Raw genomic sequence first — 22,518 nt, 5'->3', positions numbered from 1 at the left:
GGCCGCGGCACCGCGCGCTTCGTGCCGATTGTCGCTCCGCGTTCGCCGATCCGCTACGGCGAGATTGCAACAAATTCTTGCGCGAACGATTTCGCGCGTGGCGTCACGCGCGCCCGATGCGCGGATGGGCGAGCCCGGCGAATGCGGCTGCCTCGCCCGGCGACAGGTCGAACAGATCGCCGGTGAGATCGCGCGGATGCTCGGCCGCCGGCCGGTTGCGCATGCGCGCGACATGCGCGGGCGCCACATACGCGGCCGCCGTTTCGATCGGCGGCACATCGAACAGATCGCGCGTGACGCCGCGCACGGCGTCCGTCGGCGAACGGCCGCGCAAGCGCGCGACCAGCTCGACGAAGCGATCGAAATCGCCTGCGCGCGTGGCCTTGCTCACTTCCGCGAGATCGCGCGCCTTCAGCACGCACGGCTGCGCGAGCCGCACGAAATACGGCGCTTCGAGCTCCACCGACAGCGCGAGCGGATAGCTCTTGCCCGTCTGCTCCTTCGCACGCCCGATGCAGTCGACCACGGCCGCGCCCTGCGCGGCGCCCAGCGGCCTGCCGGTGCTCACGCTGCGCAGGTGGTCGGGAAACACGCGCAACTGCGTGCCGACCGTCAGCGCGGTGGACGATGCGCACACGAGCGCGTAGTGCTGCTCGCGGCGCCGGCCCGACGGCAACGTCGAACGGCTGGCGATGAACGTGTGCGGCGGCAAAGGCCGCACCTGCCCGCTTGCGTCGATCCACGCATTCCACAGCAGCGCGTCCTTGCGCTCGCCCGCGCGCGGGCGCGACGCGACCGGCGAAAACAGCGCGAGCAGCGAACCCGTGCGATGCGCGGCGACTTGCGCGCTGCTGCCGAGCGGCTGGTTGATGCCCCACAGAAAGCGCCCGCCCCCGAGCCGGCGCTCCCATTCCTTGCGGAGCACGACGGCCGGCAGTTCCTCGCCGGACTCGGTACCGATCTTGGTCCAGCAGAACGTGGGTGGGAGGTGTTTCAGTGTCATCAACTTTCTCGGGATACAGCCTCGCTGTCGACAGCAAGCCCATTCAACAGCCGTAACTGTATAGGTATAATGCATCGCATGGAAGCCCCGGACCAAGATTTTCCCGTTCAAGACCTGTTGCGCCGCTTGATGGCGGATACACGCTCGTCCAGCGAAATCGCGCGACTTTCCGGGGTCAGCCAGCCAACCGTATCGCGCCTTCGGCTGTCGAACGGGCGCCGGCTGCGCCGCAGCGCGCCATTCAACAAGCTATGCAGTTTCTATGGTGTCGATACGGAGCCGTCGCGCCGCCGGTACAACGAACTGCTGCGCGACGCGATCGTCGACGCGTGGGACGGCTCGGACGAGCACGGCCGGGCGCTGCTGGTCGTGATTCAAGGGCTGAAGGATTTGCAGGCGAAGGCCGACGACGGGTGATGTCGCCGACGTGCGCGGTCATTCGTCGAGATTGAACGTGATCGGTGCGCGCGCCCGAATCGGCGACGGCGCACCGTTTGTGCCGCGTGCGTCGCGCAGCGGCTCGCCGGCACCGCATCGCGCGCCCCGGCATCGAGGTGCGGACAGCCGCTGCCGGTCGCGACACGCACGGCGACCATCCGGCCTGCCGCATCGGTCCCTCGTCCGGCCTTCAGCCGTCCTCGCACGCGCAAATCGCGCGTCGCCAAGGGTATGAAGAGGACTGCGTATCAATCGTCCCGATATCCGTCGCGTCGCGCTGTGTCGCTCGCCCTGTCACTGTCCGTGGCCGTACGCCGTCAGCCGTCGCACGCCGCGATCGGCACCGCCTATACGTTCGGGCCGGTGACCGGCAAGGCGTCGTTCACGCGCTACAAGGTCGCCGGCTCGTTCAGCAACGACGTATACAGCGCCGGCCTCGACTATCGCGTCACGCCGGCCCTCGACCTGAACACCGGCGCGTGGTACACGACCGACCGCAACGATTCGCACAATCATTCGCTGCTTGCCGCGATCGGCGCCGACTACAGCCTGTCGAAACGAACGGGCCTGTACGCGCAGGTTGGCGTGGTCAACAACCACGGTGCGATGAATACGGGCCTCGGCATCACGGGCGGCGCGTTGTACGGGTTGCCGGGCACGACGGTCGGCGTCAACGCCGGCATCCACCACGTGTTCTGACGCAGCGCCTGCGCACGGGCGGTCGCCGCGCGCCGCCCGCCCGGCTCCGCGTCGCGGCGGCGGCGCCACGGAAACGTGACGCGAACGCATCCCACCCGGCAACGGTCCGCCCATCCGGCATGCCGATCTCGATGTTTACCCGACCTCAAGTCCGCGGCCGTGCGGCCGTCAAGTCAGGAACGCACGCGCAACCTCCGCCGGGAACCCGGCGCGCATGCCCTCAAGGAGACCCACCAACGTGAACCTCTTCGGAATCGGCCGCGGCCGCCGTTCGTCGCGCGCGCTCGTCGGCGACATCGCCGAACAGGCCGGCAGGCTCGGCATCGAGATCTGCGACGTGTCGGGCCACGTCGAGGAAGTCGCGGCCCGCGTCGCCCGGCAGGCGCAGGTGTGCCATACGCTGCGCGAATCGGCCGCGCTCACGCTGCGCGGCAACCACCGGATCGCCGAGGCCGCGCAGCAGGTGCGCGACGTCAGCGCCAATGCGTCGAATGCGGTTCGGCAGTCGCAGCAGACGATCGAGGCATCGCTCGCCGACATTCACGGGCTCGTCGAGGGCGTCACCACGATCGGCGACCAGATGGGCGCGCTGCGCGACGCGCTCGATCACGTGCGGGCCGTGTCCGAGGAAATCTCCGTCATCGCGCGACAGACTCACCTGCTCGCGCTGAACGCCGCGATCGAGGCCGCGCGCGCCGGCGAATCGGGACGCAGCTTCGCGGTCGTCGCGGCCGAGGTCAAGAACCTGTCCGCGAAGACCGGGCAGGCGACGGCCCAGATCGAGACGACTCTCGCGCGGCTCGCCGAACAGACCGAACACCTGATCGCGGAAGGCACCGACAACGCCGCCCGCGCGCATCGCGTGCGCGAGGGCACGCGTACGATCGGCGAGGTCGTGCACGCGACCGGCCACGCGATCACCGAGCTCGCCGGCGAGGCCGAACAGATCGCGTCGCTGACGGACGAGATCGAGACGCAGTGCCACCGCCTCGACGAGCAGGTGGGCGAGATGGCGTCCGGCGTCGAGAACTCCGCCGACAACTTCTCGCAGGCCAAGGACCGGCTCGGCAATCTGCTCTCCGTTTCCGAGACGCTGATCGAGCTCACGGCCGCGACCGGCATCGAATCGCCCGACACGCGCCTGATCGACACCGCGCGGCGCACGGCCGCCGCGATCGGCAAGTTGTTCGAGGACGCGGTCGCCCGCGGCGATATCGCGCTCGACGCGCTCTTCGATACGCACTACGAACCGATTCCCGGCACCGACCCGCAGCAGTTCATGACGCGCTTCACGGCGTTCACCGATCGCGTGCTGCCCGCCATCCAGGAGCCGGTGCTCGACATGGACGACCGCGTCGTCTATTGCGCGAGCTTCGACCGCCAGTGCTACCTGCCGACCCACAACCGGAAGTTTTCGCTGCCCCAGCGCGCGGACGCCGCCTGGAACGCGGCGAATTGCCGGAACCGCCGGATCTACACGGACCGCACGGCGCGCATGTCGGTATCGCATAACAAGCCGTTCCTGTTGCAGACCTATCGGCGCGACATGGGCAACGGCCAGTTCGTGCTGATGAAGGACGTGTCCGCGCCGATCGTCGTCGGCGGCCGGCCATGGGGTGTGCTGCGGATCGGCTACAGCGTCTGAATCGGCGCCGGGCCGCGCCTACTGCTTCAGCCCCACCCCAGCGGCCGCTGGTCGCTGCGCCCGTGATCGTCGACGCCCCGCACCGTATAACTGACGGCCGTGCGCGGCTGCCAGTACGTACGGGCCGAGCACGTCGGCCGTCCATGCATCGCGGAACGACCACGACGTGCCGATCTTCCAGTACACGGGCACGTTCGACGGCCGACCGGATGCTGGGCGCCATTACCGACCAGACCCGAAACGATGGAAATATCGGCGAGCCGGCTCGCCACGCCGACGCCCGCCCGGTCGGACGGATATTCACGGGTTTCCGACCGCCATCCGCCCTCTGCACGCGCTCGCGCCGCGTTCGCTAGAATGCGCGGCTCGGCAGGATTGAATCGAAATGAAAGGAAACCGCTTGAAACTCCCGTTCGAATGGCAGATCGGGCTGCGCTACGCGCGCGGCGGCCGGCGCTCGGCCGGCGACGGCTTCGTGTCGTTCATCGCCGGCGCCGCGATGGCCGGCATCGCGCTTGGCGTGGCCGCGCTGATCGTCGTGCTGTCGGTGATGAACGGCTTTCGCACCGAGGTGCGCGACCGGATGCTGGCGGTGCTCGCGCACGTGGAAATCTTCTCGCCGTCCGGCTCGATGCCCGACTGGCGGCTGACCGCGCACGAATCGTTACAGAACGGCGCGGTGCGTGCCGTCGCGCCCTATGTCGACGCGCAGGCGCTGCTGACGAACGCGGGCAACGTGACGGGCGTCGCGCTGCGCGGCATCGATCCCGTGCTCGAGCCGCGCGTGTCCGAGATCGCGCGCAAGCTGAAGACGGGGCGCCTCGACGCGCTCGTGCCGGGCGAGATGGGCATCGTGCTCGGCGCCGCGCTCGCCGACGCGCTGCACGCGAAGATCGGCGACCGCGTCACGTTCTTCGCACCGGGCAACACCGCGCGCCCGGGCGACGCGCTGCCGCGGTTCCGCCAGTTCAACGTGGTCGGCACGTTCGAATCGGGCCACTACCAGTACGACAGCGCGCTCGCGTACATCCACATCCGCGACGCGCAGCAACTGGCCAACGTGAGCGCGCCGACCGGCATCCGGCTGCGCGTCGACGATCTGCAGCGTGCGCCGGAGATCGCGCTCGCGCTGTCGCGCACGCTGTCGGGCAACCTGTACATCCGCGACTGGACGCGGCAGAACCGCACGTGGTTCGAAGCCGAGCGGCTGCAGAAACGGATGCTGTCGCTGATCCTGATGCTGATCGTCGCGGTCGCCGCGTTCAACCTCGTGTCGTCGCTCGTGATGACGGTCACGCAGAAGCAGGGCGACATCGCGATCCTGCGCACGCTCGGCGCGCCGCCCCGCTCGATCATGAAGATCTTCGCGATCCAGGGGATGACGATCGGCCTCGCCGGCACGCTGGCGGGCGTCGCGCTCGGCTGTGCGATCGCGGTGAGCATCCCGGTGGTGCTGCCGGCGATCGAGCAGTGGCTCGGCATCCGCTTCCTGACGCCGTCCGTGTATTTCCTCAGCGCGCTGCCGTCGAAGCTGTCGGCGATCGACGTGATCGAGATCGCGTCGGCCGCGTTCCTGATGTCGTGCGTCGCGACCCTGTACCCGAGCTGGCGCGCCGCGCGGGTGCGGCCGGCCGAGGCGCTGCGCGACGAATAGGCGCGAGCGGCGCGGCATTACGCGATCTCGTGGAAGCCGATGCTGTTGCCGCCGTCCGGCGCGTAGTCGGCGAGCACGTCGAAGCCGACGTTGACGAGCTCCGTGCGCATGCCGTAGGACACGTTGCCGGACGCGTCGACGAAAATCGCCGTGCCCGACGACAACTGGCGCGCGGTGTTCAGCAGCGCCAGCGTGCCGCGCGCGCTGCCGGCCGAGGGCGCGATCTTCAGCAGCGCGCCGTCCTGCGTGGTGAAGTGTCCGCCGGGCGGCACGGGCGGCGGGTTGTCCGCGACCGACCGGTTGAGCAGGCTCATGAAGTGAAAGCGCGCATCGGCGCCCCGGCTCGCCGCCGCGCGATCGGTGTCCGTGAACGTGTCGCCGCGCACGGCCGCGCGTTGCGCGGCGAGGTCGACGGCCTGCTCGTGAAAATCGCGCGTCGCGAGCACGAGGCCGGCGTTCGCGTTCAGCGTCGATTCGACCCACGCGCGGTCGCTGTCCGTCAGCGTCTCCGACACGACCTTGATCCGGCCGTTGTCGGTCGTGAAGTCGAACTGCGCATCGGCCAGATCGGGGCGCTTCGCGACGATGTCCTGCAGGCTCGTCGCGAGCGCGTCGGTCACGCCGCGCAGCTTCATCGACAGGTCGCCCACCATCGACAACTGTTTCGTCATCGCCGCCTGCATCGCCTCCGGGTCGATCGCGCGGATGCTCATCGGCTCGTCTTGCGACGCGCCGGACGCGGTCGTGTCCGTTGTCCGGCGCCCATCGGGCGCCGCCTGCGCCATTTGCGCGAGCGTCAGGCCGCCCGCCGCCGTGACCGGAATCGTCATTGCCCTCTCTCTCGTTTTTCAGCAAGTTTTTCACTGTTTACGGAGGGATTTCGCGGAAGTTGAGGCCGCGTCCCGCGCGCGGATCGAAACTTTGTTTGACATGAACTAAAAAAGTTTGACACGGACATTTCACTGCGATAACTTTTGCGCAAGCTTCCGGAAAGCAATCCGGCCAGCGTGCGCGGCTCGCGTCGCGCTTTCCTGCCGTTGCAGCACCGTCGTTCGCAACATTCCCGCCTCATTGCATCGTGCCGTTCCGTTTCATCCGAAACCTGAAGGAAGCCCGGGCATGCCCGCATTCGATTCGCACTCCTTTATTCACGGCGTTCGCAGCGAACCGCCGCACTGACGATTTCCGTTCGGGGCGATGCGCTCGCCTCGACGCCGGCCGGCTGCGCGTCGCCTGACGCGCGCCGGCATCGGGCGAGCGTCCCGTACGTCTCGCCCGTCGTTGTTCGATGGTGCAGTTCCGCTTCATCCGACGCAGCACCCGGCCAGGCCGCAGGGGGCGTATCGCGAGCCGGCCGGTTCCAGACAAACACAAGAGACGAGGTCGATTCAATGAACATTCATCGAACCGGAGTGCGGCGCGCATGGCTGCCCGCGCTCGTGGCGGCCGCGACGCTCGCCGCGTGCGGCGGCGACGACGGCAGCGTGGCGGGCGTGTCAGCGCTCGCGCAGGGCCAACGGGAGGGGGCCGCCGCCGCGGCCGATACGGCCGATACGCAATCGCTCGCGTCGCACTTTTCGCCGTCCGGCGTTCCCTACGCGAATCCCGCGAGCAACGGACGCTACAAGCCGGTGATCAGCAACGGCCAGGTGCAGCCGTCGCTGTCGGGCGGCACGATCGAGGAGCACGCGTGGGTCGACACGCCGGTCGACTCCGACGGCGACGGCACGCGCGACCGCATCCACGTGCGCATCGTGCGGCCGTCCGAGACCGCGAACGGCGCGCGCACGCCCGTCATCGTGCTTGCGAGCCCGTATTACGCGGGGCTCGCCGACAGCCCCGACCACGACGTCGACGTCGAACTCGACGGCACGCCGCATCCGGCCGCGACGGCCGGCGCCGCAGCCTCGGCGTCCACCCGCATCCTGGCCGCCGCGCCGCAATCGCGGATGCTGCAGCAGGTCGAGGCGGCCGCCGCCGGCCGCTCGTGGATCGAAAGCTACTTCGTGCCGCGCGGCTTCACGATCGTCTATGCGGATTCGCTCGGCACCGCCGGCTCGGACGGCTGCCCGACGATCCTGACGCGCGACGAATCGGTCGCGATGGCGTCGGTGATCCGCTGGCTCGGCCGCGACGCGACCGCGAAGGACGCGAACGGCAAGACGGTCGTCGCGAACTGGTCGACCGGCCACGTCGGCATGTACGGCGTGTCGTACGACGGCACGCTGCCGAAGATGGTCGCGAGCCTGCGCACGCGCGGGCTCGACGCGATCGTGCCGATCGCCGGGCTGTCGAACATGTACGGCTACTACCGCTCGGGCGGCCTCGTGCGCGCGCCGGAAGGCTACCAGGGCGAGGATGTCGACGTGTACATCAAGGCGCTGCTGACGAACGCGCATCCGGAGCGCTGCACGCACCTGATCGACGAAGCGCTGCAGCAGGAAGACCGCAAGACCGGCGACTATTCGCCGTTCTGGGCCGCGCGCGACATTCCGACCGCGTTCGCGGTCGCACCGGCGCTCGTCGCGCAGGGGCTCACCGACGACAACGTGCGCGTCGACCAGTCGACGTCGTGGTATCTGGCGATGCGACGCCAGGGCGTGCCGACCCAGCTGTGGCTGCATCGCCTGAAACACACCGATCCGACCCGTGTGCCGGCGATGGCCGACGCATGGACCGCGGAGGTGAACCGGTGGTTCACGCGCTACCTGATCGGCTATGACAACGGCGTCGAACGCGATCCGCGCGCGGTGATCGCGCAAGCGGACGGCACGCTGCTGAAGGAAGCCGACTGGGCCGCGCGGCACGCCACGCCGGTCACGTACTTCGCGGGCGGCGACGGCGCAACCACCGGCACGCTGCTGCGGCTGCCGAGCGGCGGCCCGCTCGTACGCTTCACCGACGATGCGCGCATTCCCGCGCTCACGCTGGCGAATACGCCGACGGGCGAAAACCGCAGCCGCTTCGAGACGGCCCCGCTGACGGCCGCGGCGCGCCTCTCCGGCGCCGCGACCGCGCGCGTCAGGCTGACCTTCACGGATGTCGCGAACGTGACGGCGCTGCTGGTCGACCGCGCACCGGACGGCACGGCGACGATCGTCACGCGTGCGTGGACCGACCCGCGCAACCGATTGTCCGAGTGGGTGTCGCAACCCGTGCTGCCCGGCATGCCGTACGACCTGAAGCTGACCTTCATGCCGCGCGACTACAAGCTGGAAGCCGGCCACCGGCTGGGACTCGTCGTCCTCTCCAGCGACTACGAGGCGACGCTGCGGCCGACGCCCGGCACGGGTTTGACGCTCGATCCGGCCGGCACGTCGGTGACGGTGCCGATCGCGGCCTCCTGAGCCGCGGCGGCGGCAGTACCGCGTTGAACTGATCCGGGATGCCGGTACGCCGGCATCCCGGATCATGTCGTTCGTCCGGTCCGATTTTCTGTTTTCCCGAAAAAAAGACGCGCCGGAATAATCATTCCGCATTTCATGAACCAAGCGACGCTTTAAATCAAAAAACGAAACGAATTCCGTCGCTTGACATCGAAATCCGATCGACTAGATTTGAAAATCGATAATCCGGACATTCGTAACCGGTCGCCCCCGGGGATTCCCTTTACCTGCATACCGTCTACCGTTTCCAGCCCGACCGGCAATTGCCGGCGTCGCGGCCCATGGCGATCGTTTGTTCTTTTTGGAATGGGGTATCACCGATTCGCCATATCGATCGAAGAAATGGATGCGCCAGTTTCAATCACGCAATCGCAATTCAGCCGCAACCGGACTGGCCGGACACGGTAGTCCGGCCACCACGTGCATGACGTCGCGCCAGCCTCGGAGAATGGCAATGAACACTATCAGCACGGAAACCGCCGTCGGATCGGGATCGCCATTGAGTGGCCGCGCGGGCAAGCCATTCGCGTCGATACGAGGCCGGGAACGAAACGACTATGAGGCGCGGGTCGCATTGGCCTACCAGGACGACCCGGAAAGCTGGAGCAGCGCGATCGGCGAGCGCCTGTGGTTCCAGTTCGGTATCTACGACCCTGCCCGATCGCCGGAACCGATCGACCTCGACGAATCCGGCCTCAGATATTTCGAGCTGCAATTGAAGCTCGCCGGCCTGGACTCGCCCGGCCGCCCGCGCATCGACCGGGTACTCGACATCGGGTGCGGCTGGGGAACGGTGCTGCGGGATCTGTCCGAACGGTTTCCCGACTGTCGTCGCCTGGACGGCATCAACATCAGCGAACGCCAGCTCGCATACTGCGCCGAAGTCAATGCCACGCGCGCCTTGTCCGACAGGATCAACCTGTTCCGGTGTAATGCGCTGGATATCGATTTGCTCCCGGATGTCGAGCACCTCTACGATCTTGCGATCATGCGCGGGGTGATTTCCCATTTCCCCTACGATCTTTTCGAAATCGTGATGGCCAAATTGCGGCAACGGCTGTCCGCGAACGGAACGGTCGTCATTTCGGACAACTTGTATAACGTCGACCTCCAGGCATACCGCTCCGATACGCCCGATCTGGTCGACAGGCTGGCATGCAAGTATCGCAAGACGCCGGCGTATCTGCGCCAGGTGTTCGAGCAAAGCGGCTTTCGCGTCCACGACATGAGAATCCTGCCGAACCGGATGGACGCGACACGATGGCTGCTGAGCGTGCAGGAGAACATCGAGCGCCATTTTCCGGGGGGTGCCGTCGGCGCGCTGGAAGAACTGCGCGTGATGTGCGAGAGCCTGGCCGTCGCCATCGTGAAGCGCCACGTGTCGATCTACAGCTTCGTGCTCAAGCGCGATCGATGAAGGTGCCCTTGCAGGCCGCCCGACCTCCAGCCCGAGAACCCGCCATGAAAGAGATTCCCAACTTCGTTCGCGATCTCCCCGGCCTGCCGAAGCCCGGGGAAAAAATCTTCCACCCGGACTTCCATCTGCAGTTGAAGCCCATGTGGCATCCGCATCACGACGAGGCGGAACGCCGGATCGCGCTCACGGACAGCCCGTACATCCTCGCGTACTACGGCAGCCAGAAGGCCGTCGAACATTATCTGGCGCAAAGCATGCCGTCGTTCGGCGGCCTGTGCTATCCGCACACCCGGAACGACAGGATCTACGATCTGGAGCGGATGATGAGCATCACCACGCTGATCGACGACACCATCACCAACCCCGACATGCTGGACCAGGCGCACCGGCGTTCGACGTTGCGACAGCATTACTTCGACGCGATCGCCGGCGTCCGCCCGCCGGACAGCGCGCCGATCGCGCAGTTGCTGTATGAGGGGCTGCTGCCCATCAAGGAACAGCTGGCGTCGAAACCCCGCGTCTGGCGACGGCTGGAGGAATCGCTTCGTACGTTGATCGTCAGGCAGACGGATCCGTTGGCATTGAAGATGGACGAGCTCACGTTCGACGCGTATCTGGAGATGCGGCGCATCGACAATTACGGGGAATGGGCGGCCCTCATGACCGAGTACGCGATCGACGTGGACATGACCGACCACCTGATCGCCGACCGGTCGCTGGCGGAAATGAGAACGGCCGCGATCGATTCGATTACGCTCGTCAACGACCCGTACTCGTTCCGCAAGGAGATTCACATCGCGGATTCGGTCAATTCCGTCTGGTTGCTGATGTACCGCGAAGGCCTGACGCTGCAGGACGCGTTGAACAAGCTCGCCACGCTGGTTGCCGAGAACGAGCGCAACCTGATCGCCGCGCGCGAGCGCGTCCTCGCCGGCCCGCTCGGACAGGACGCGGACGTGCGTGCATACGTGACCGAGCTGGAGCATCTGGCGTCCGGCAACGCCGAATTTCACGCGATCAGCACGCGCTACCACGGCCGGGATTTCAAGGGAAAAAGGTTCATTTCGGGCGAGGTGACCATTCGGCCGCTACCGTCCACCGACGAAGTGGCGGCTGCGGACCTGGCAGGCGGCCGCCCCGCGAGCTGATCCGGCCTCGTTTCGCGCCGGCACCGCCGAGAGCCGCCTACACCGGCGTCAACACCGGCTGCCCGGCGAAATGCCGCGTCGCGTTGTCGAGAAACTGCCGCACCGAACGATCGAGCGCCTCGGGCGACCAGCCGCCCATGTGCGGCGTCAGCACGACGCTGTCGAGATCCGTCAGCGCACGCGGCGGCTCCGGTTCGCCTTCGTACACGTCGAGCCCCGCCCCCGCGATGCGTCGTTCGCGCAGCACGTCCGCCAAAGCAGCGGTATCGACAACGCTGCCGCGCGACACGTTGACGAGAAAGCCGCCGGGGCCGAGCGCGTCGAGCACGGTGCGATCGATCAGGTGCCGCGTGCCCGCGCCGCCCGGCGTCGCGACGATCAGGAAATCGGCCCACTGCGCGAGTGCGTCGATCCGGTCGAAATAGCGGTATGGCCCCGGCTTCTCCGACCGGTTGTGATAGCCGATCTCGATGTCGAAGCCAGCCGCGCGGCGCGCGCATTTCTCGCCGATCTTGCCGAGCCCGACGATGCCGAGCTTCTTGCCCGACACGTTCGGCGGCATCGGCAGCCCGTCGCGCCACACGCCCGCGCGGGTTTTCGCATCGAGCTGCACGACGTTGCGCACCGCCGCGAGCAGCAGCGCGAACGCGTGATCGGCGACGCAGTCGTCGTTGGTGCCGGCGCCCGTGACCACGACGATGCCGCGCGCCTTCGCGTGCGCGACATCGATGTGCTCGTAGCCCGCGCCGAGCGCGCTGACGAACGTGAGCTGCGGCAGCCGGTCGATCTCGGCGGCGGTCAACCCCGTGCTGCCGTTGGTCAGCACCGCGCGAATCGTGCTGCCGTGTGCGGCGATCGCGCGTTCGCGCTCGTCGGGCGTCGGGGCGTAACGCACGTCGAACGACGCGGCGATCTCGCGATGCGCGTCGCCGCGCAACGCGATGAGGACCAGCAGCTCGGGCTTCATGTCAGCAAATGTCCGCAGGCGGGGAACGAATTTCAGTGTAACAAGCCCGCATGACGGGTGCGGGTTATCCCCACACCGGCTGTGGACACGCCGCCGCATGCGGTTTGCCAAAGCCGGCTCAGTCAAGTAACTTTCGGCGTACGCCCCCGTCCTGGAGATTGGCCCCGATGAAGCTCGCCCTGCCCGCCCGGATCCTGGGCCTCGCGTTCGCCGCCGCCATTGCGGCGCCCGGCGCGCACGCCGACACGCCCGTCGTGGTGTCGTCGAAGATCGACACCGAAGGCAACCTGCTCGGCAACCTCATTTCACAGGTGCTGAAGGCCCACGGCATTCCCGTCACCGAAAAGATCGCGCTCGGCACGACGCCGATCGTGCGCAAGGCGCTCACGAGCGGCGAGATCGACATCTACCCCGAATACACGGGTAACGCCGCGTTCTTCTTCAACAAGGCCGACGACCCGGTGTGGAAGAACGCGAGCCAGGGCTACGACACCGCGAAGCAACTCGACTACGCGGCGAACCATCTCGTGTGGCTCGCCCCGGCGCCCGCGAACAACACGTGGGGCGTCGCGCTGCTCGCGCCCGTCGCACAGTCGCAGCACCTGAAGACCTTCTCCGACTTCGGCAAGTGGGTGGCCGGCGGCGGCAAGGTGAAGCTCGCGGCGTCGGCCGAATTCGTGAACAGCGCGTCCGCGCTGCCGTCGTTCGAGAAAGCGTACGGCTTCAAACTGAAGCCCGAGCAGCTCGTCGTGCTCTCCGGCGGCGACACGGCCGCGACGATCAAGGCCGCCGCGAACCAGACCGACGGCGTGAACGCCGCGATGGTCTACGGCACCGACGGCGGTATCGCGTCGAGCGGCCTCGCGGTGCTCGACGACGACAAGCACGTGCAGCCCGTCTATGCGCCGGCGCCGGTGATCCGCGAAGCCGCACTGAAAGCGCATCCGCAAATCGCCGAGTATTTGAAGCCCGTGTTCGCGAGCCTCGACCTGAAGACGCTGCAATCGCTGAACGCGCGCATCCAGCTCAACGGCGAGCCGGCTGCCGGCGTCGCGAAAAGCTACCTGAAATCGAAGGGTTTCGTGAAATGACGGAGCGCGCGGCGGCGTCCGCGCGGCGCGTCACGCTCGACAAGGTCGGCATCCTGATCGGCGTACTGACGATCGTCGCCGTGTTCGGCCTGTCGTTCGCGGTGCTGCGGCCGAACCGGATCGCGGCCGGCACCGGGCTATCGGTGTTCGCCGCGCTGCCCGCGATGCAGGGCGCCGCGCTCGCCGCGCTATGGACCGCCGGCGCGCTGTGGACGATGACGGCGAGCCGTCCCGCGTGGCGGCTCGCGGCCGGCTGCGCGGGGCTCGCGACGCTCGCGTATGCGGTCGGCGCGGCCGCGACGCACGTCGTCGCGCCCGACGACATGCTGGCCCGCGTGTCGCCCGACGCCGGCGTCTGGCTGCTGCTGTTCGCGTGGGCGGTGCTCATCGCCGACGCGCTCGCCCGCCTCGCGTTCGGCCCGTGGCGGCGCCTCGTCGCGCTCGCCGTCGCGATAGCGGCGGTTTCCGTGCCGCTTGCGAGCGGCTGGTGGGACGGCCTCTCCGTGATGCGCGAATACGCGGTGCGCAGCGACGATTTCTGGCGCGAAGCGATCCGTCACGTGTCGCTCGCGGGCGGCTCGGTCGCCGCCGCGCTCGTCGCGGGCGTGCCGCTCGGCATCGCATGCGCGCGCCTCGCGGCGGTGCGCACCGTCGCGATGCCCGTGCTCAATATCGTGCAGACGATCCCCAGCATCGCGATGTACGGGCTGATGATGGCGCCGCTCGGCCTGCTCGCCTCACACGTGCCGCTCGCGGCCGCACTCGGCATCCGCGGCATCGGCGTCGCGCCGGCCGCGCTCGCGCTGTTCCTCTACTCGCTGCTGCCGATCGCATCGAGCGTCGCGGTCGGGCTCGGACAGGTGCCGCCGCACGTGACCGAAGCGGCGCGCGCGATGGGCATGACACGCGCGCAGCGGCTGCTGCGCGTCGATCTCGTGCTCGCGCTGCCGGTGATCCTGAGCGGCGTGCGCATCGTGCTCGTGCAGAACATCGGCCTGACCGCGGTGGCCGCGCTGATCGGCGGCGGCGGATTCGGCACGTTCATCTTCCAGGGGATCGGGCAATCGGCCGCCGATCTCGTGCTGCTCGGCGCGATCCCGACGATCGCGCTCGCACTGGCGGCCGCCGTCGTGTTCGAAGCCGCGACGTCGCTCGCGAAGGGGCGTACAGGATGATCGAGATCGAACGGATCGGCAAACGCTTCGGCGACGTGGTCGCCGTCGACGACGTATCGCTGACGATGCAGCGCGGCACGATCACCGCGCTCGTGGGCGCATCGGGCAGCGGCAAGTCGACGCTCTTGCGCATGATCAACCGGCTGATCGCACCGACCAGCGGCACGATCCGCATCGACGGCGTCGATACGGCGACCGTCGCGCCGGAGCAACTGCGCCGCGGCATCGGCTACGCGATCCAGGGGCACGGGTTGTTTCCGCACTGGAGCGTCGCGCGCAACATCGCGACCGTGCCGCGCCTGCTCGGCTGGCCGGCCGCCCGCATCGACGCGCGCGTGAATGAACTGCTCGACCTGTTCCATCTCGCGCCGGCCGAATTCGCGGGCAAGCTGCCGCACGAACTGTCGGGCGGCCAGCAGCAGCGCGTCGGCGTTGCGCGCGCGCTCGCGGCCGAGCCCGCGATGCTGCTGATGGACGAACCGTTCGGCGCGCTCGATCCGATCATCCGCAACAAGGCGCAGGACGACCTGTTCGCGCTGCAGCGCCGCCTCGGCATCACGGTCGTGATCGTCACGCACGATATCGAGGAAGCGCTGAAGCTCGGCGACACGATCGCGGTGATGGATGGCGGCCGGCTGCTGCAGGTCGCGCCGCCCGCTGAAATTCTCGGCAAGCCGGCAGCGGGTGTCGTCGAGCAGCTCGTCGCGGGCGTCGACCGTCCGCTGCGCCTGCTCGCGCTGACGCCGATCGACGCCGTGGCCGAAGCCGGCCGCGCCGACGGCGAGCCGATCGCGGCGACGCGCACGCTGCGCGATGCGGTGTCCGAATTGTTGTGGCGCGGTGTCGACGCGCTGCCCGTCGACGATACGGCCAACGGCACCGCGCACGGCCCCCGCCGCATCACGCTCGACGCGATCCGCTCGCACGCGAGGCAGCCCGCATGACGACGCGCGGCAGCGTGCGGCCCAAGCGGTCTTCGCTTGCCGCGTACGTCGCCCGCGCGGCCGCGCTCGCGCTGCTGCTCGTGCTGCTGTTGCGCCCCGCGTGGCTGCACGGCCTGTTCGCGCCGTTCGCGGACAACGGCGCGCCGGTGATCTACGATCGCGCGAGCCTGCTCGATCTCACGCTCGCGCATCTCGGCACGGTCGCGCTGTCGAGCCTGATCGGCACGATCGTCGCGGTCGCGGCCGGCATCGCGGTCACGCGGCGGTTCGGCGCAGATTTCCTGCCGGTCGCGCGCAGCGTCGTCGACATCGGACAGACCTTCCCGCCGGTCGCCGTGCTCGCGCTTGCCGTGCCGGCGGTCGGCTTCGGATTGAAGCCCGTGCTGATCGCGCTCGTGCTGTACGGGCTCCTGCCGATTTTCGAAAGCACGATCGCCGGGCTCGAGGACGTGCCGCGCGACGTCGTCGACGCCGCGCGCGGGATGGGCATGAGCGGCTGGCAGCAACTGGTGTCCGTCGAGCTGCCGCTCGCGTTCCCGGTGATCGTCAACGGCATCCGCCTCGCGGTCGTGATCAATCTCGGCACCGCGACGATCGGCTCGACGGTCGCCGCGCGCGGGCTCGGCGACGTGATCATCGCGGGCCTGCAGACGTCGAACACCGCGTTCGTGCTGCAAGGCGGCGTGATCGTCGGCTTGCTCGCGGTACTCGTCAGCGACGCGATCGGCGCGATTGCGCGGGTGGCGAGCGCGCGACGCGCTTAGCATCGGTCACGGAATTTTTCGAAGGAGCCACCATGTCTGTCCTGGACGCCGGCCCGTTTTTTCATGGCACGAAAGCGAATTTGCGGATCGGCGATTTGCTGACGGCGGGTTTCAGATCGAATTATCGGGACGACGTCGTCATGAATCACGTTTATTTCACGGCCCTGCCCAAAGGCGCGGGCCTGGCTGCGGAAATGGCCAAAGGCGAGGGTCGACCGCGCGTCTACATCGTCGAGCCCACCGGGGAATTCGAAAACGATCCGAACGTCACGGACAAGAAATTCCCGGGCAATCCGACGCGATCGTATCGAAGTACCTCGCCTTTGAAAATCGTCGGCGAACTCGACAGCTGGGAACCCTACGATCCCGAGTTCATCCGGCAACTCAGAAGCCGCATCGAAACCGGCATCGGCGAGATCATCAACTAGCGTTCGTCCGGACTCCGATGCGTGTCCGTGCAACGATCGGCGCGTCGATCGTCGTGGACGTCACAAGCCTACACATCGCTTTCATTCGAGCGGGCGCTCGACCGTCTTCCGCGATTGGCCGATATACTATGCGCCTCCCATTTCCCCGCACTCGACCATGCGACGACGGTTCTTCTGGCTGATCGTGCTTTCGCTCGGCATTGCGCAACAGGCCGCGGCGCAGCAGGCGCCCGCATTGCCCGCCTCCGCGCCCGACGTACTGGCATCCGCGCCGACTGTCGCGTCCGCGCCGCTTGCGAACGCCAACGATCAGCCCAACGAAGCAAACCGCCGCATCACGTCCTACCTGACGAAGAAATTCGGCGTCGCAAGAGAAAAGGCCGCGAAGCTCGCCGATATCGTGAGCGTCACTGCGACGAAATATTCGCTGCCGCCGGCGCTCGTTTACGCGATTATTTCGATCGAATCGCGCTTCCAGGAAAAGGCGCGCGGCCAGCACGGCGCGACCGGGTTGATGCAGGTCGTGCCGTCCGCGCACCGAGGCATGCTGCGCAACGTGAAGGATCTCACCGAGCCGAATGCGAACGTCGACGCCGGCTCGCGCATTCTGTCGGGCTACGTGAAAGCGGCCGGCGGGAACGTGCAGGCCGGGCTGAAGAGCTACAGCGGCGGATCCAGTGCGTATGCGGCGAAGGTGATGCAGCGGGTCGATTCGTTCCGGTTCGTGCTCGAACCCGAGGACGACGCAAAAAGCGCGAATACCGGGAACGACCCGAAGGCGCACATGGTGCCGGTCAGCGATCCGTCAGCGGCGCCCGCCGCGAACCGCAACGCGAAGTAAGTGCGGCAGGCCGATACCGGCAAGATTCAACGTTGATCTCGGGCGCAGTCACGCGCCCTCATGAGACTCCGGGGTAGCGGCGCGCGCCGTCGCGTGATCGCGCACTGCGTTGCGCGCCACCTGAACGTCTCGTTTCGGCACGACGAGCAAATTCAGGCCAAAACCGTCCAGCACCTTGAACAGCTTGTCGAGACTCACCGCACGCCCGTTCTCGCGGCGCGACAGTACGTCCTTGGAGACGCCGAGCATGTCGGCCGCATCGTCAATCCGCATCTGGGTCTGCGCGCGCCGGTTGCGCACGAGCGCCCCCAATGCAGCGAGATCGAGCGCAAGCGGGTCGGGCTTTGCAATAGGTCGCGGTAGCGTGCGGGCCATAATTCCGGGATTTCAGGAACAAAGCGAACGGCAGCCAACGACCACCGATTGTTCGCATATTTCAGGAACTATAAACGAGTGCGGCGGCACATCCGTGCCGCCGCGCTGCCGGGTTCGCCGGATACCTCCCTCGTGCCTCGATCCGGCCCTCTCCAATCACAACTGCCCCGCCGCCCCCGTCCACCGCAGGTAATCCCCACGCGCCCAGTCGAGCGACACGCCGACGCGTTTCGTGCCGGGCCGGATCTTCGGCTTGTACACCGACAGCGTCAGCGATTCCAGCGCCGGCCATTCGCGGAACGACAGCACCGCGAGATCGGCGACGAGCGTCTCCAGCAGCCGCGTATGCGGCTTGTGCGACAGGAACGACGCGACGCGCGCGCAATACCCGTCGTAATCGATCCACTCGCCCTGCTCGCTCGGCTCGCAGCGATACCCGAGCCGCGCATCGATCACGATCGGCTGCGGCGCTTCATGCTCGTGCGCGTGGATGCCGATTCGCGCGGGCACCTTCAGTTCGTCGACGAACACGCTCCAGCCGCGCCCGCGCAGGCGCGGCGCGTCGATCGCCACGAACGGTTCGTCGAACGGCTTCATGATGCGAGCGGCGCCGCGGCGTCGAGCATGATGCGCACGAAATAGTCGGCGAAGCTGCGACGCACGACGATCTCGAACGACGCGTCGCCGGTCGGGATCAGCGTGATCGGCGACTTGAAGTAGTGCGACTGCGCACACTGGCCCGGCTTGAACACGCGCGGATGCAGATCGAGCGGGCAGCCGCGCGCGATCACGTCGCGCACGCGTTCGCCGCTGACCTCGACCACCGTGTAGCCGCTGCCGACGTCGACGGCCGCCGCATACGCGCCCTGCACGGCCTCCGCCAGCTTCGCTTCGAGCACGCCGGCCTGAACCGGCCCGTTCGACCGCACGAGCCATTCGTCGGGGCCGAGCCACAGCACGTCGTACTCGGCGCCGCGTGCCACCGTGTTCGGCTCCGCCGGCGGCCGGCAGCCGACCACACGCTCGAACGCGGCGACGAATGCCGGGTCGCTCAACTCGCCGCGCACGTTGACGAGATCGAGGAACGGCCGCTCGCGCAGCGCGAACTTCTTCGATGCGCGCGCCTGGTGCGCCTTCAGCACGTCGGCCGCGCCGACGAACGGCGACTCGAGCGTCACGCCGCCCGCACCCGCCACCTGCGTCTGGTTTCTCGTTTCATTCCACATGCTGACGCACCCCTTCGGTATCGTAGAAAACCGGGCTCGAGATCTTCGCGGTGATGCGCTTGCCGTTGGCCAGCGGAATCACGACGCTCTCGCCCATCTTGTTCAGGCCACCCTTCACCACCGCGAGCGCGATCGAGCGCTTCAGGATCGGGCTGTAGTAGCTCGACGTCACGTGGCCGATCATCGGCGTCGGATCGACCGCCGACACCTGCGTGTCCTTCGCGATGATCTGCGCGCCTTCCGGCAGCACGAACTGTTCGTCCTCGGTCAGCAGGCCGACGAACTGCTTGCGGCCTTCCTTCGCGGTATCCGAGCGCGACAGCGAACGCTTGCCGAGAAAGTCCTTCGACTTCGCGACGAGCCCGCCCATCCCGAGGTCGTACGGCGTGATCGAGCCGTCGGTATCCTGGCCGACGATGATGTAGCCCTTCTCCGCGCGCAGCACGTGCATCGTCTCGGTGCCGTACGGCGTGATGTCGAACTCGGCGCCCGCCGCCATCAGCGCTTCCCACACCGCGCGGCCCGCATTCGCCGGCACGTTCACTTCGTAGGCCAGCTCGCCCGAGAAGCTGATCCGCATCACGCGCGCCTTCGCGCCGGCGACGGTGCCGTTGCGGTAGCTCATGAACGGGAACGCTTCGTTGCCGAAGTCGATGTCCTGGCACACCTTCTGCACGACCTTGCGGCTCTTCGGGCCGACCACCGCGAACGTCGCCCAGTGATCGGTGACGGACGCGAGCCGCACCTTCATGTCCGGCCATTCGGTCTGCAGCCAGCGCTCGAGCCACGTCAGCACGCGCGCCGCGCCGCCGGTGGTGGTCGTCATCATGAAATGCTGGTCGGCGAGGCGCACGGTCACGCCGTCGTCGAACACCATCCCGTTTTCGTCGAGCATCAACCCATAGCGGCATTTGCCGATTTCGAGCTTGTTCCACGGGTTCGTGTACATCCAGTTCAGCAGCTTCACCGCGTCCGGCCCCTGGATGTCGATCTTGCCGAGCGTCGACGCGTCGAGAATGCCGACGCCGTTACGCACCGCGAGGCATTCGCGCTTCACGGCCGCATGCAGGTCCTCGCCGTTCTTCGGGAAATACCACGGCCGCTTCCAGTTGCCGACGTCCTCGAACATCGCACCGTGCTCGACGTGCCATTCGTGCACGGCCGTCTTGCGGATCGGGTCGAGGAAATCGCCCGTCTCGCGGCCCGCGAACGTGCCGAACGACACGGGCGTGTAGTTCGGGCGGAACGTCGTCGTGCCCGTTTCCGGAATCGTCTTGCCGAGCGCGCCCGCGAGGATCGCCATCCCGTTGATGTTGCCGAGCTTGCCCTGGTCGGTGCCGAAGCCCATCGCCGTATAGCGCTTCACGTGCTCGACCGACTCGAAGCCTTCGCGCGCGGCGAGCAGGATGTCGGCGGCCGCCACGTCGTTCTGGAAGTCGACGAACTGCTTCGGGCCGCGCGCGGCCGCCTCGCGACTGCCGACGAGCCACAACGGCTGCAGCGCGCCTTCGACGGCTTCGGCGACCTGCGGCACGGCCGGGCGCTGCGCGGCGGTGAAGCCGGCGGCCTTCGCCGCTTCCACGCCCGCATCGACCGCGAGCCGCAGCGCACGGGCCAGCCCGAATTCGCCGGCCGCCGCCCCGATGCTCGCTTCCGCCTGCACGGGCTTGCCCGGCAGGAAGCACGCCTTCTCGTCGTTCCAGCACGCCTTGCCGCCCGATTGCGCGAACAGGTGCAGCACCGGGCTGAAGCCGCCCGACATCGCGACGAGGTCGCACGGCAGCGTCTGCAGCTTGCCGCCGGTCTGGCCGTTCGAGTAGGACGCGACGTCGACCGACGATACGCGCCACTTGCCCGATGCGGCCGTGACGACCGCGCCGCTCATCACCGTCACGCCCTGCCGCTTGGCCGCGGCCGGCAGCGCGCCGTTCGACGACGCGCGCGAATCGACGACCGTCACCTTCGCCCCGCACGCCTTCAGGTCGAGCGCGCTCTGGTATGCACGGTCGTTGTTCGTGAACACGACCACGTTACGGCCCGGCAGCACGCCGAAGCGATGCACGTAGGTGGACACCGCGCCCGCCAGCATCACGCCCGGCAGGTCGTTGTTGCCGAACACGATCGGCCGCTCGTGCGCGCCGGTCGCGAGGATCACGCGCTTCGCGCGGACCTTCCACAGCAGCTCGCGCGTGCCCTTGCGCATCGACACCGGCAGGTGATCGGTCAGGCGCTGCGTGACCGTCACGAGGTTGTGGTCCTGATAGCCGAACGCGGTGCTGCGCGACAGGATCGTCACGTCGGGCAGCTTGCGCAGCTCGGCCTCGATCTTCTCGACCCATTGCAGCGCGGGTTTCGCGTCGATCTCCGCACGGCACGACAGCAGGCTGCCGCCGAGTTCGCGCTGGTCGTCGACGAGGATCACGCGCGCGCCGGCCGTGGCGGCCGCATGCGCGGCGGCGAGGCCCGACGGGCCACCGCCGACCACGAGCACGTCGCAGTGCGCGTAGCACTTGTCGTAGCGATCGGCGTCGAGCACCTCGGGCGCCTTGCCGAGACCGGCCGCTTCGCGGATCTTCTCTTCGTACTTCGGCCACATGTTGCGCGGCCACATGAACGTCTTGTAGTAGAACCCGGCCGGCATGAAGCGCGAGAACTTCTGGTTGATCGCGTACTTGTCGTTCTCGAGCGTCGGCTCGGCGTTCACGCTCGTCGCGACGAGCCCCTGGTACAGCTCGATCTCGGTCGCGCGTGCGTTCGGCACGGTGTACGGGCCGGTTTCGAGCTGCACGACGGCATTCGGTTCCGCCACGTCCGCCGTCACGATCCCGCGCGGACGGTGATACTTGAAACTGCGCGCGACGAAATGCACGCCGTTCGCGAGCAGCGCGGACGCGAGCGTGTCGCCCTGGAAGCCCTGGTACGTGCGGCCGTTGAACGTGAACGTCAACGGAATCGCGCGATTGATCCGGCCACCGGTGCCGAGGCGGTCTTTCTGGCTCATTTGCTCGTGCCCTCTTCGTGTGCGTTGCCGGCAGCTGCACCGTTGGCAGCCCCGCCGAACTTTTCGTAGCCCTTGATATCGTAGGTGACCGTGTCGCGCGTCACCTTGAACCAGCGGCGGCAGCCTTGCGTATGCAGCCACTGCTCCTTGTGCAGCCCGCGCTTGTTCTCGCGCATGAACACGTATTCGCCCCATTCGCGGTCGGTCATGGTCTCGTTCGCCACCGGGCGCACGATATCGGCTTCGCCGCCGCACGTGAATTCGGATTCGGCGCGCGGCCCGCACCACGGACATTCGATCAGCAACATGTTTGTTT

General features: G+C 67.7%; 21 protein-coding genes. 13 read left to right on the top strand and 8 right to left on the bottom strand.

What is annotated here, in order from left to right; translation table 11 throughout:
* Positions 1-103 precede the first annotated feature (103 nt).
* Entirely contained in the window at positions 104-1,003 is a 900-nt protein-coding gene (locus WT53_RS26925; RefSeq protein ID WP_060262333.1) for a hypothetical protein, read from the bottom strand.
* Positions 1,004-1,081: 78 nt separating this feature from the next.
* On the opposite strand from WT53_RS26925, the gene WT53_RS26920 reads away from it, so the two are divergent.
* From WT53_RS26920 to WT53_RS26905, 4 genes are all read left to right on the top strand, one after another.
* Entirely contained in the window at positions 1,082-1,420 is a 339-nt protein-coding gene (locus WT53_RS26920; protein WP_034204222.1) for a helix-turn-helix transcriptional regulator, read from the top strand.
* A 252-nt stretch (positions 1,421-1,672) separates the two neighbouring features.
* Entirely contained in the window at positions 1,673-2,140 is a 468-nt protein-coding gene (locus tag WT53_RS26915; RefSeq protein ID WP_257127880.1) for a porin, read from the top strand.
* Between the two features lie 238 nt (positions 2,141-2,378).
* The gene (locus WT53_RS26910; protein ID WP_060262331.1) at positions 2,379-3,785 is read left to right on the top strand and encodes a methyl-accepting chemotaxis protein; all 1,407 of its coding nucleotides are present in this window, start codon (positions 2,379-2,381) and stop codon (positions 3,783-3,785) included.
* Between the two features lie 385 nt (positions 3,786-4,170).
* Positions 4,171-5,439: a lipoprotein-releasing ABC transporter permease subunit gene (locus WT53_RS26905; protein ID WP_082727536.1), complete on the top strand. Its 1,269-nt coding sequence runs from the start codon at positions 4,171-4,173 to the stop codon at positions 5,437-5,439.
* Positions 5,440-5,456: 17 nt separating this feature from the next.
* Here WT53_RS26905 and WT53_RS26900 read toward each other — a convergent pair whose 3' ends face one another.
* Complete coding sequence (locus WT53_RS26900) at positions 5,457-6,269, bottom strand: hypothetical protein (RefSeq protein WP_060262329.1); 813 nt, start codon at positions 6,267-6,269, stop codon at positions 5,457-5,459.
* A gap of 561 nt (positions 6,270-6,830) precedes the next feature.
* On the opposite strand from WT53_RS26900, the gene WT53_RS26895 reads away from it, so the two are divergent.
* From WT53_RS26895 to WT53_RS26885, 3 genes are all read left to right on the top strand, one after another.
* The gene (locus WT53_RS26895) at positions 6,831-8,786 is read left to right on the top strand and encodes a Xaa-Pro dipeptidyl-peptidase (protein ID WP_060262326.1); all 1,956 of its coding nucleotides are present in this window, start codon (positions 6,831-6,833) and stop codon (positions 8,784-8,786) included.
* Positions 8,787-9,279: 493 nt separating this feature from the next.
* Positions 9,280-10,242: a cyclopropane-fatty-acyl-phospholipid synthase family protein gene (locus tag WT53_RS26890; protein WP_060262324.1), complete on the top strand. Its 963-nt coding sequence runs from the start codon at positions 9,280-9,282 to the stop codon at positions 10,240-10,242.
* 44 nt (positions 10,243-10,286) lie between these two features.
* The gene (locus WT53_RS26885) at positions 10,287-11,390 is read left to right on the top strand and encodes a methyltransferase type 12 (protein WP_156447908.1); all 1,104 of its coding nucleotides are present in this window, start codon (positions 10,287-10,289) and stop codon (positions 11,388-11,390) included.
* A gap of 37 nt (positions 11,391-11,427) precedes the next feature.
* Here WT53_RS26885 and WT53_RS26880 read toward each other — a convergent pair whose 3' ends face one another.
* Positions 11,428-12,357, bottom strand: coding sequence for a 2-hydroxyacid dehydrogenase (locus tag WT53_RS26880; RefSeq protein ID WP_060262320.1), 930 nt, complete (start codon positions 12,355-12,357; stop codon positions 11,428-11,430).
* Between the two features lie 167 nt (positions 12,358-12,524).
* On the opposite strand from WT53_RS26880, the gene WT53_RS26875 reads away from it, so the two are divergent.
* The 6 genes from WT53_RS26875 to WT53_RS26850 all read left to right on the top strand — a co-directional run bounded on the left by WT53_RS26875 (position 12,525) and on the right by WT53_RS26850 (position 17,600).
* Positions 12,525-13,448: an ABC transporter substrate-binding protein gene (locus WT53_RS26875; protein WP_034204206.1), complete on the top strand. Its 924-nt coding sequence runs from the start codon at positions 12,525-12,527 to the stop codon at positions 13,446-13,448.
* A complete protein-coding gene (locus WT53_RS26870) occupies positions 13,445-14,623 on the top strand; it encodes an ABC transporter permease (RefSeq protein ID WP_034204205.1) in 1,179 nt (392 codons plus the stop codon). The genes WT53_RS26875 and WT53_RS26870 overlap by 4 nt, the downstream gene beginning before the upstream one ends.
* Positions 14,620-15,567, top strand: a complete 948-nt coding sequence (locus WT53_RS26865) for an ABC transporter ATP-binding protein (RefSeq protein ID WP_034204204.1) — start codon at positions 14,620-14,622, stop codon at positions 15,565-15,567. The genes WT53_RS26870 and WT53_RS26865 overlap by 4 nt, the downstream gene beginning before the upstream one ends.
* Positions 15,564-16,331, top strand: coding sequence for an ABC transporter permease (locus WT53_RS26860; RefSeq protein WP_034204203.1), 768 nt, complete (start codon positions 15,564-15,566; stop codon positions 16,329-16,331). Before WT53_RS26865 ends, WT53_RS26860 begins: the two co-directional genes overlap by 4 nt.
* Before the next feature lie 32 nt (positions 16,332-16,363).
* A complete protein-coding gene (arr, locus tag WT53_RS26855) occupies positions 16,364-16,759 on the top strand; it encodes an NAD(+)--rifampin ADP-ribosyltransferase (RefSeq protein WP_034204202.1) in 396 nt (131 codons plus the stop codon).
* A 157-nt stretch (positions 16,760-16,916) separates the two neighbouring features.
* Entirely contained in the window at positions 16,917-17,600 is a 684-nt protein-coding gene (locus WT53_RS26850; protein WP_034204201.1) for a lytic transglycosylase domain-containing protein, read from the top strand.
* Positions 17,601-17,648: 48 nt separating this feature from the next.
* Here the strand turns inward: WT53_RS26850 and WT53_RS26845 are convergent, their stop codons facing one another.
* From WT53_RS26845 to WT53_RS26825, 5 genes are all read right to left on the bottom strand, one after another.
* Positions 17,649-17,975 (bottom strand): helix-turn-helix transcriptional regulator, encoded by a 327-nt coding sequence (locus tag WT53_RS26845; protein ID WP_034204200.1) that lies wholly within the window; start codon positions 17,973-17,975, stop codon positions 17,649-17,651.
* Between the two features lie 156 nt (positions 17,976-18,131).
* Positions 18,132-18,572, bottom strand: coding sequence for a dihydroneopterin aldolase (locus WT53_RS26840; RefSeq protein WP_034204199.1), 441 nt, complete (start codon positions 18,570-18,572; stop codon positions 18,132-18,134).
* Positions 18,569-19,201 carry a sarcosine oxidase subunit gamma gene (locus WT53_RS26835; RefSeq protein WP_034204198.1) on the bottom strand — a complete coding sequence of 211 codons (633 nt, stop codon included), beginning with the start codon at positions 19,199-19,201 and terminating at the stop codon, positions 18,569-18,571. The genes WT53_RS26840 and WT53_RS26835 overlap by 4 nt, the downstream gene beginning before the upstream one ends.
* A complete protein-coding gene (locus WT53_RS26830; protein ID WP_060262318.1) occupies positions 19,191-22,202 on the bottom strand; it encodes a sarcosine oxidase subunit alpha family protein in 3,012 nt (1,003 codons plus the stop codon). Before WT53_RS26830 ends, WT53_RS26835 begins: the two co-directional genes overlap by 11 nt.
* Entirely contained in the window at positions 22,199-22,510 is a 312-nt protein-coding gene (locus WT53_RS26825; RefSeq protein WP_034204197.1) for a sarcosine oxidase subunit delta, read from the bottom strand. Before WT53_RS26825 ends, WT53_RS26830 begins: the two co-directional genes overlap by 4 nt.
* Positions 22,511-22,518: the final 8 nt, after the last annotated feature.

This window comes from Burkholderia sp. MSMB2157WGS, from assembly GCF_001532755.1.
Taxonomy (GTDB): Bacteria; Pseudomonadota; Gammaproteobacteria; order Burkholderiales; family Burkholderiaceae; genus Burkholderia.
The sequence above is the reverse complement of the archived record's forward strand: the minus strand, read 5'-3'. Positions and strand labels throughout refer to the sequence as shown.

Coding starts and splice junctions, on each gene's coding strand:
- WT53_RS26880 (WP_060262320.1), bottom strand. CDS start 12,357: ATGAAGCCCGAGCTGCTGGTCCTCATCGCGTTGCGCGGCGACGCGCAT.
- WT53_RS26850 (WP_034204201.1), top strand. CDS start 16,917: ATGCGACGACGGTTCTTCTGGCTGATCGTGCTTTCGCTCGGCATTGCG.
- WT53_RS26830 (WP_060262318.1), bottom strand. CDS start 22,202: ATGAGCCAGAAAGACCGCCTCGGCACCGGTGGCCGGATCAATCGCGCG.
- WT53_RS26885 (WP_156447908.1), top strand. CDS start 10,287: ATGAAAGAGATTCCCAACTTCGTTCGCGATCTCCCCGGCCTGCCGAAG.
- WT53_RS26895 (WP_060262326.1), top strand. CDS start 6,831: ATGAACATTCATCGAACCGGAGTGCGGCGCGCATGGCTGCCCGCGCTC.
- WT53_RS26890 (WP_060262324.1), top strand. CDS start 9,280: ATGAACACTATCAGCACGGAAACCGCCGTCGGATCGGGATCGCCATTG.
- WT53_RS26835 (WP_034204198.1), bottom strand. CDS start 19,201: ATGTGGAATGAAACGAGAAACCAGACGCAGGTGGCGGGTGCGGGCGGC.
- WT53_RS26870 (WP_034204205.1), top strand. CDS start 13,445: ATGACGGAGCGCGCGGCGGCGTCCGCGCGGCGCGTCACGCTCGACAAG.
- WT53_RS26925 (WP_060262333.1), bottom strand. CDS start 1,003: ATGACACTGAAACACCTCCCACCCACGTTCTGCTGGACCAAGATCGGT.
- WT53_RS26900 (WP_060262329.1), bottom strand. CDS start 6,269: ATGACGATTCCGGTCACGGCGGCGGGCGGCCTGACGCTCGCGCAAATG.
- WT53_RS26840 (WP_034204199.1), bottom strand. CDS start 18,572: ATGAAGCCGTTCGACGAACCGTTCGTGGCGATCGACGCGCCGCGCCTG.
- WT53_RS26915 (WP_257127880.1), top strand. CDS start 1,673: ATGAAGAGGACTGCGTATCAATCGTCCCGATATCCGTCGCGTCGCGCT.
- WT53_RS26825 (WP_034204197.1), bottom strand. CDS start 22,510: ATGTTGCTGATCGAATGTCCGTGGTGCGGGCCGCGCGCCGAATCCGAA.
- WT53_RS26875 (WP_034204206.1), top strand. CDS start 12,525: ATGAAGCTCGCCCTGCCCGCCCGGATCCTGGGCCTCGCGTTCGCCGCC.
- WT53_RS26920 (WP_034204222.1), top strand. CDS start 1,082: ATGGAAGCCCCGGACCAAGATTTTCCCGTTCAAGACCTGTTGCGCCGC.
- WT53_RS26845 (WP_034204200.1), bottom strand. CDS start 17,975: ATGGCCCGCACGCTACCGCGACCTATTGCAAAGCCCGACCCGCTTGCG.
- arr (WP_034204202.1), top strand. CDS start 16,364: ATGTCTGTCCTGGACGCCGGCCCGTTTTTTCATGGCACGAAAGCGAAT.
- WT53_RS26905 (WP_082727536.1), top strand. CDS start 4,171: ATGAAAGGAAACCGCTTGAAACTCCCGTTCGAATGGCAGATCGGGCTG.
- WT53_RS26865 (WP_034204204.1), top strand. CDS start 14,620: ATGATCGAGATCGAACGGATCGGCAAACGCTTCGGCGACGTGGTCGCC.
- WT53_RS26860 (WP_034204203.1), top strand. CDS start 15,564: ATGACGACGCGCGGCAGCGTGCGGCCCAAGCGGTCTTCGCTTGCCGCG.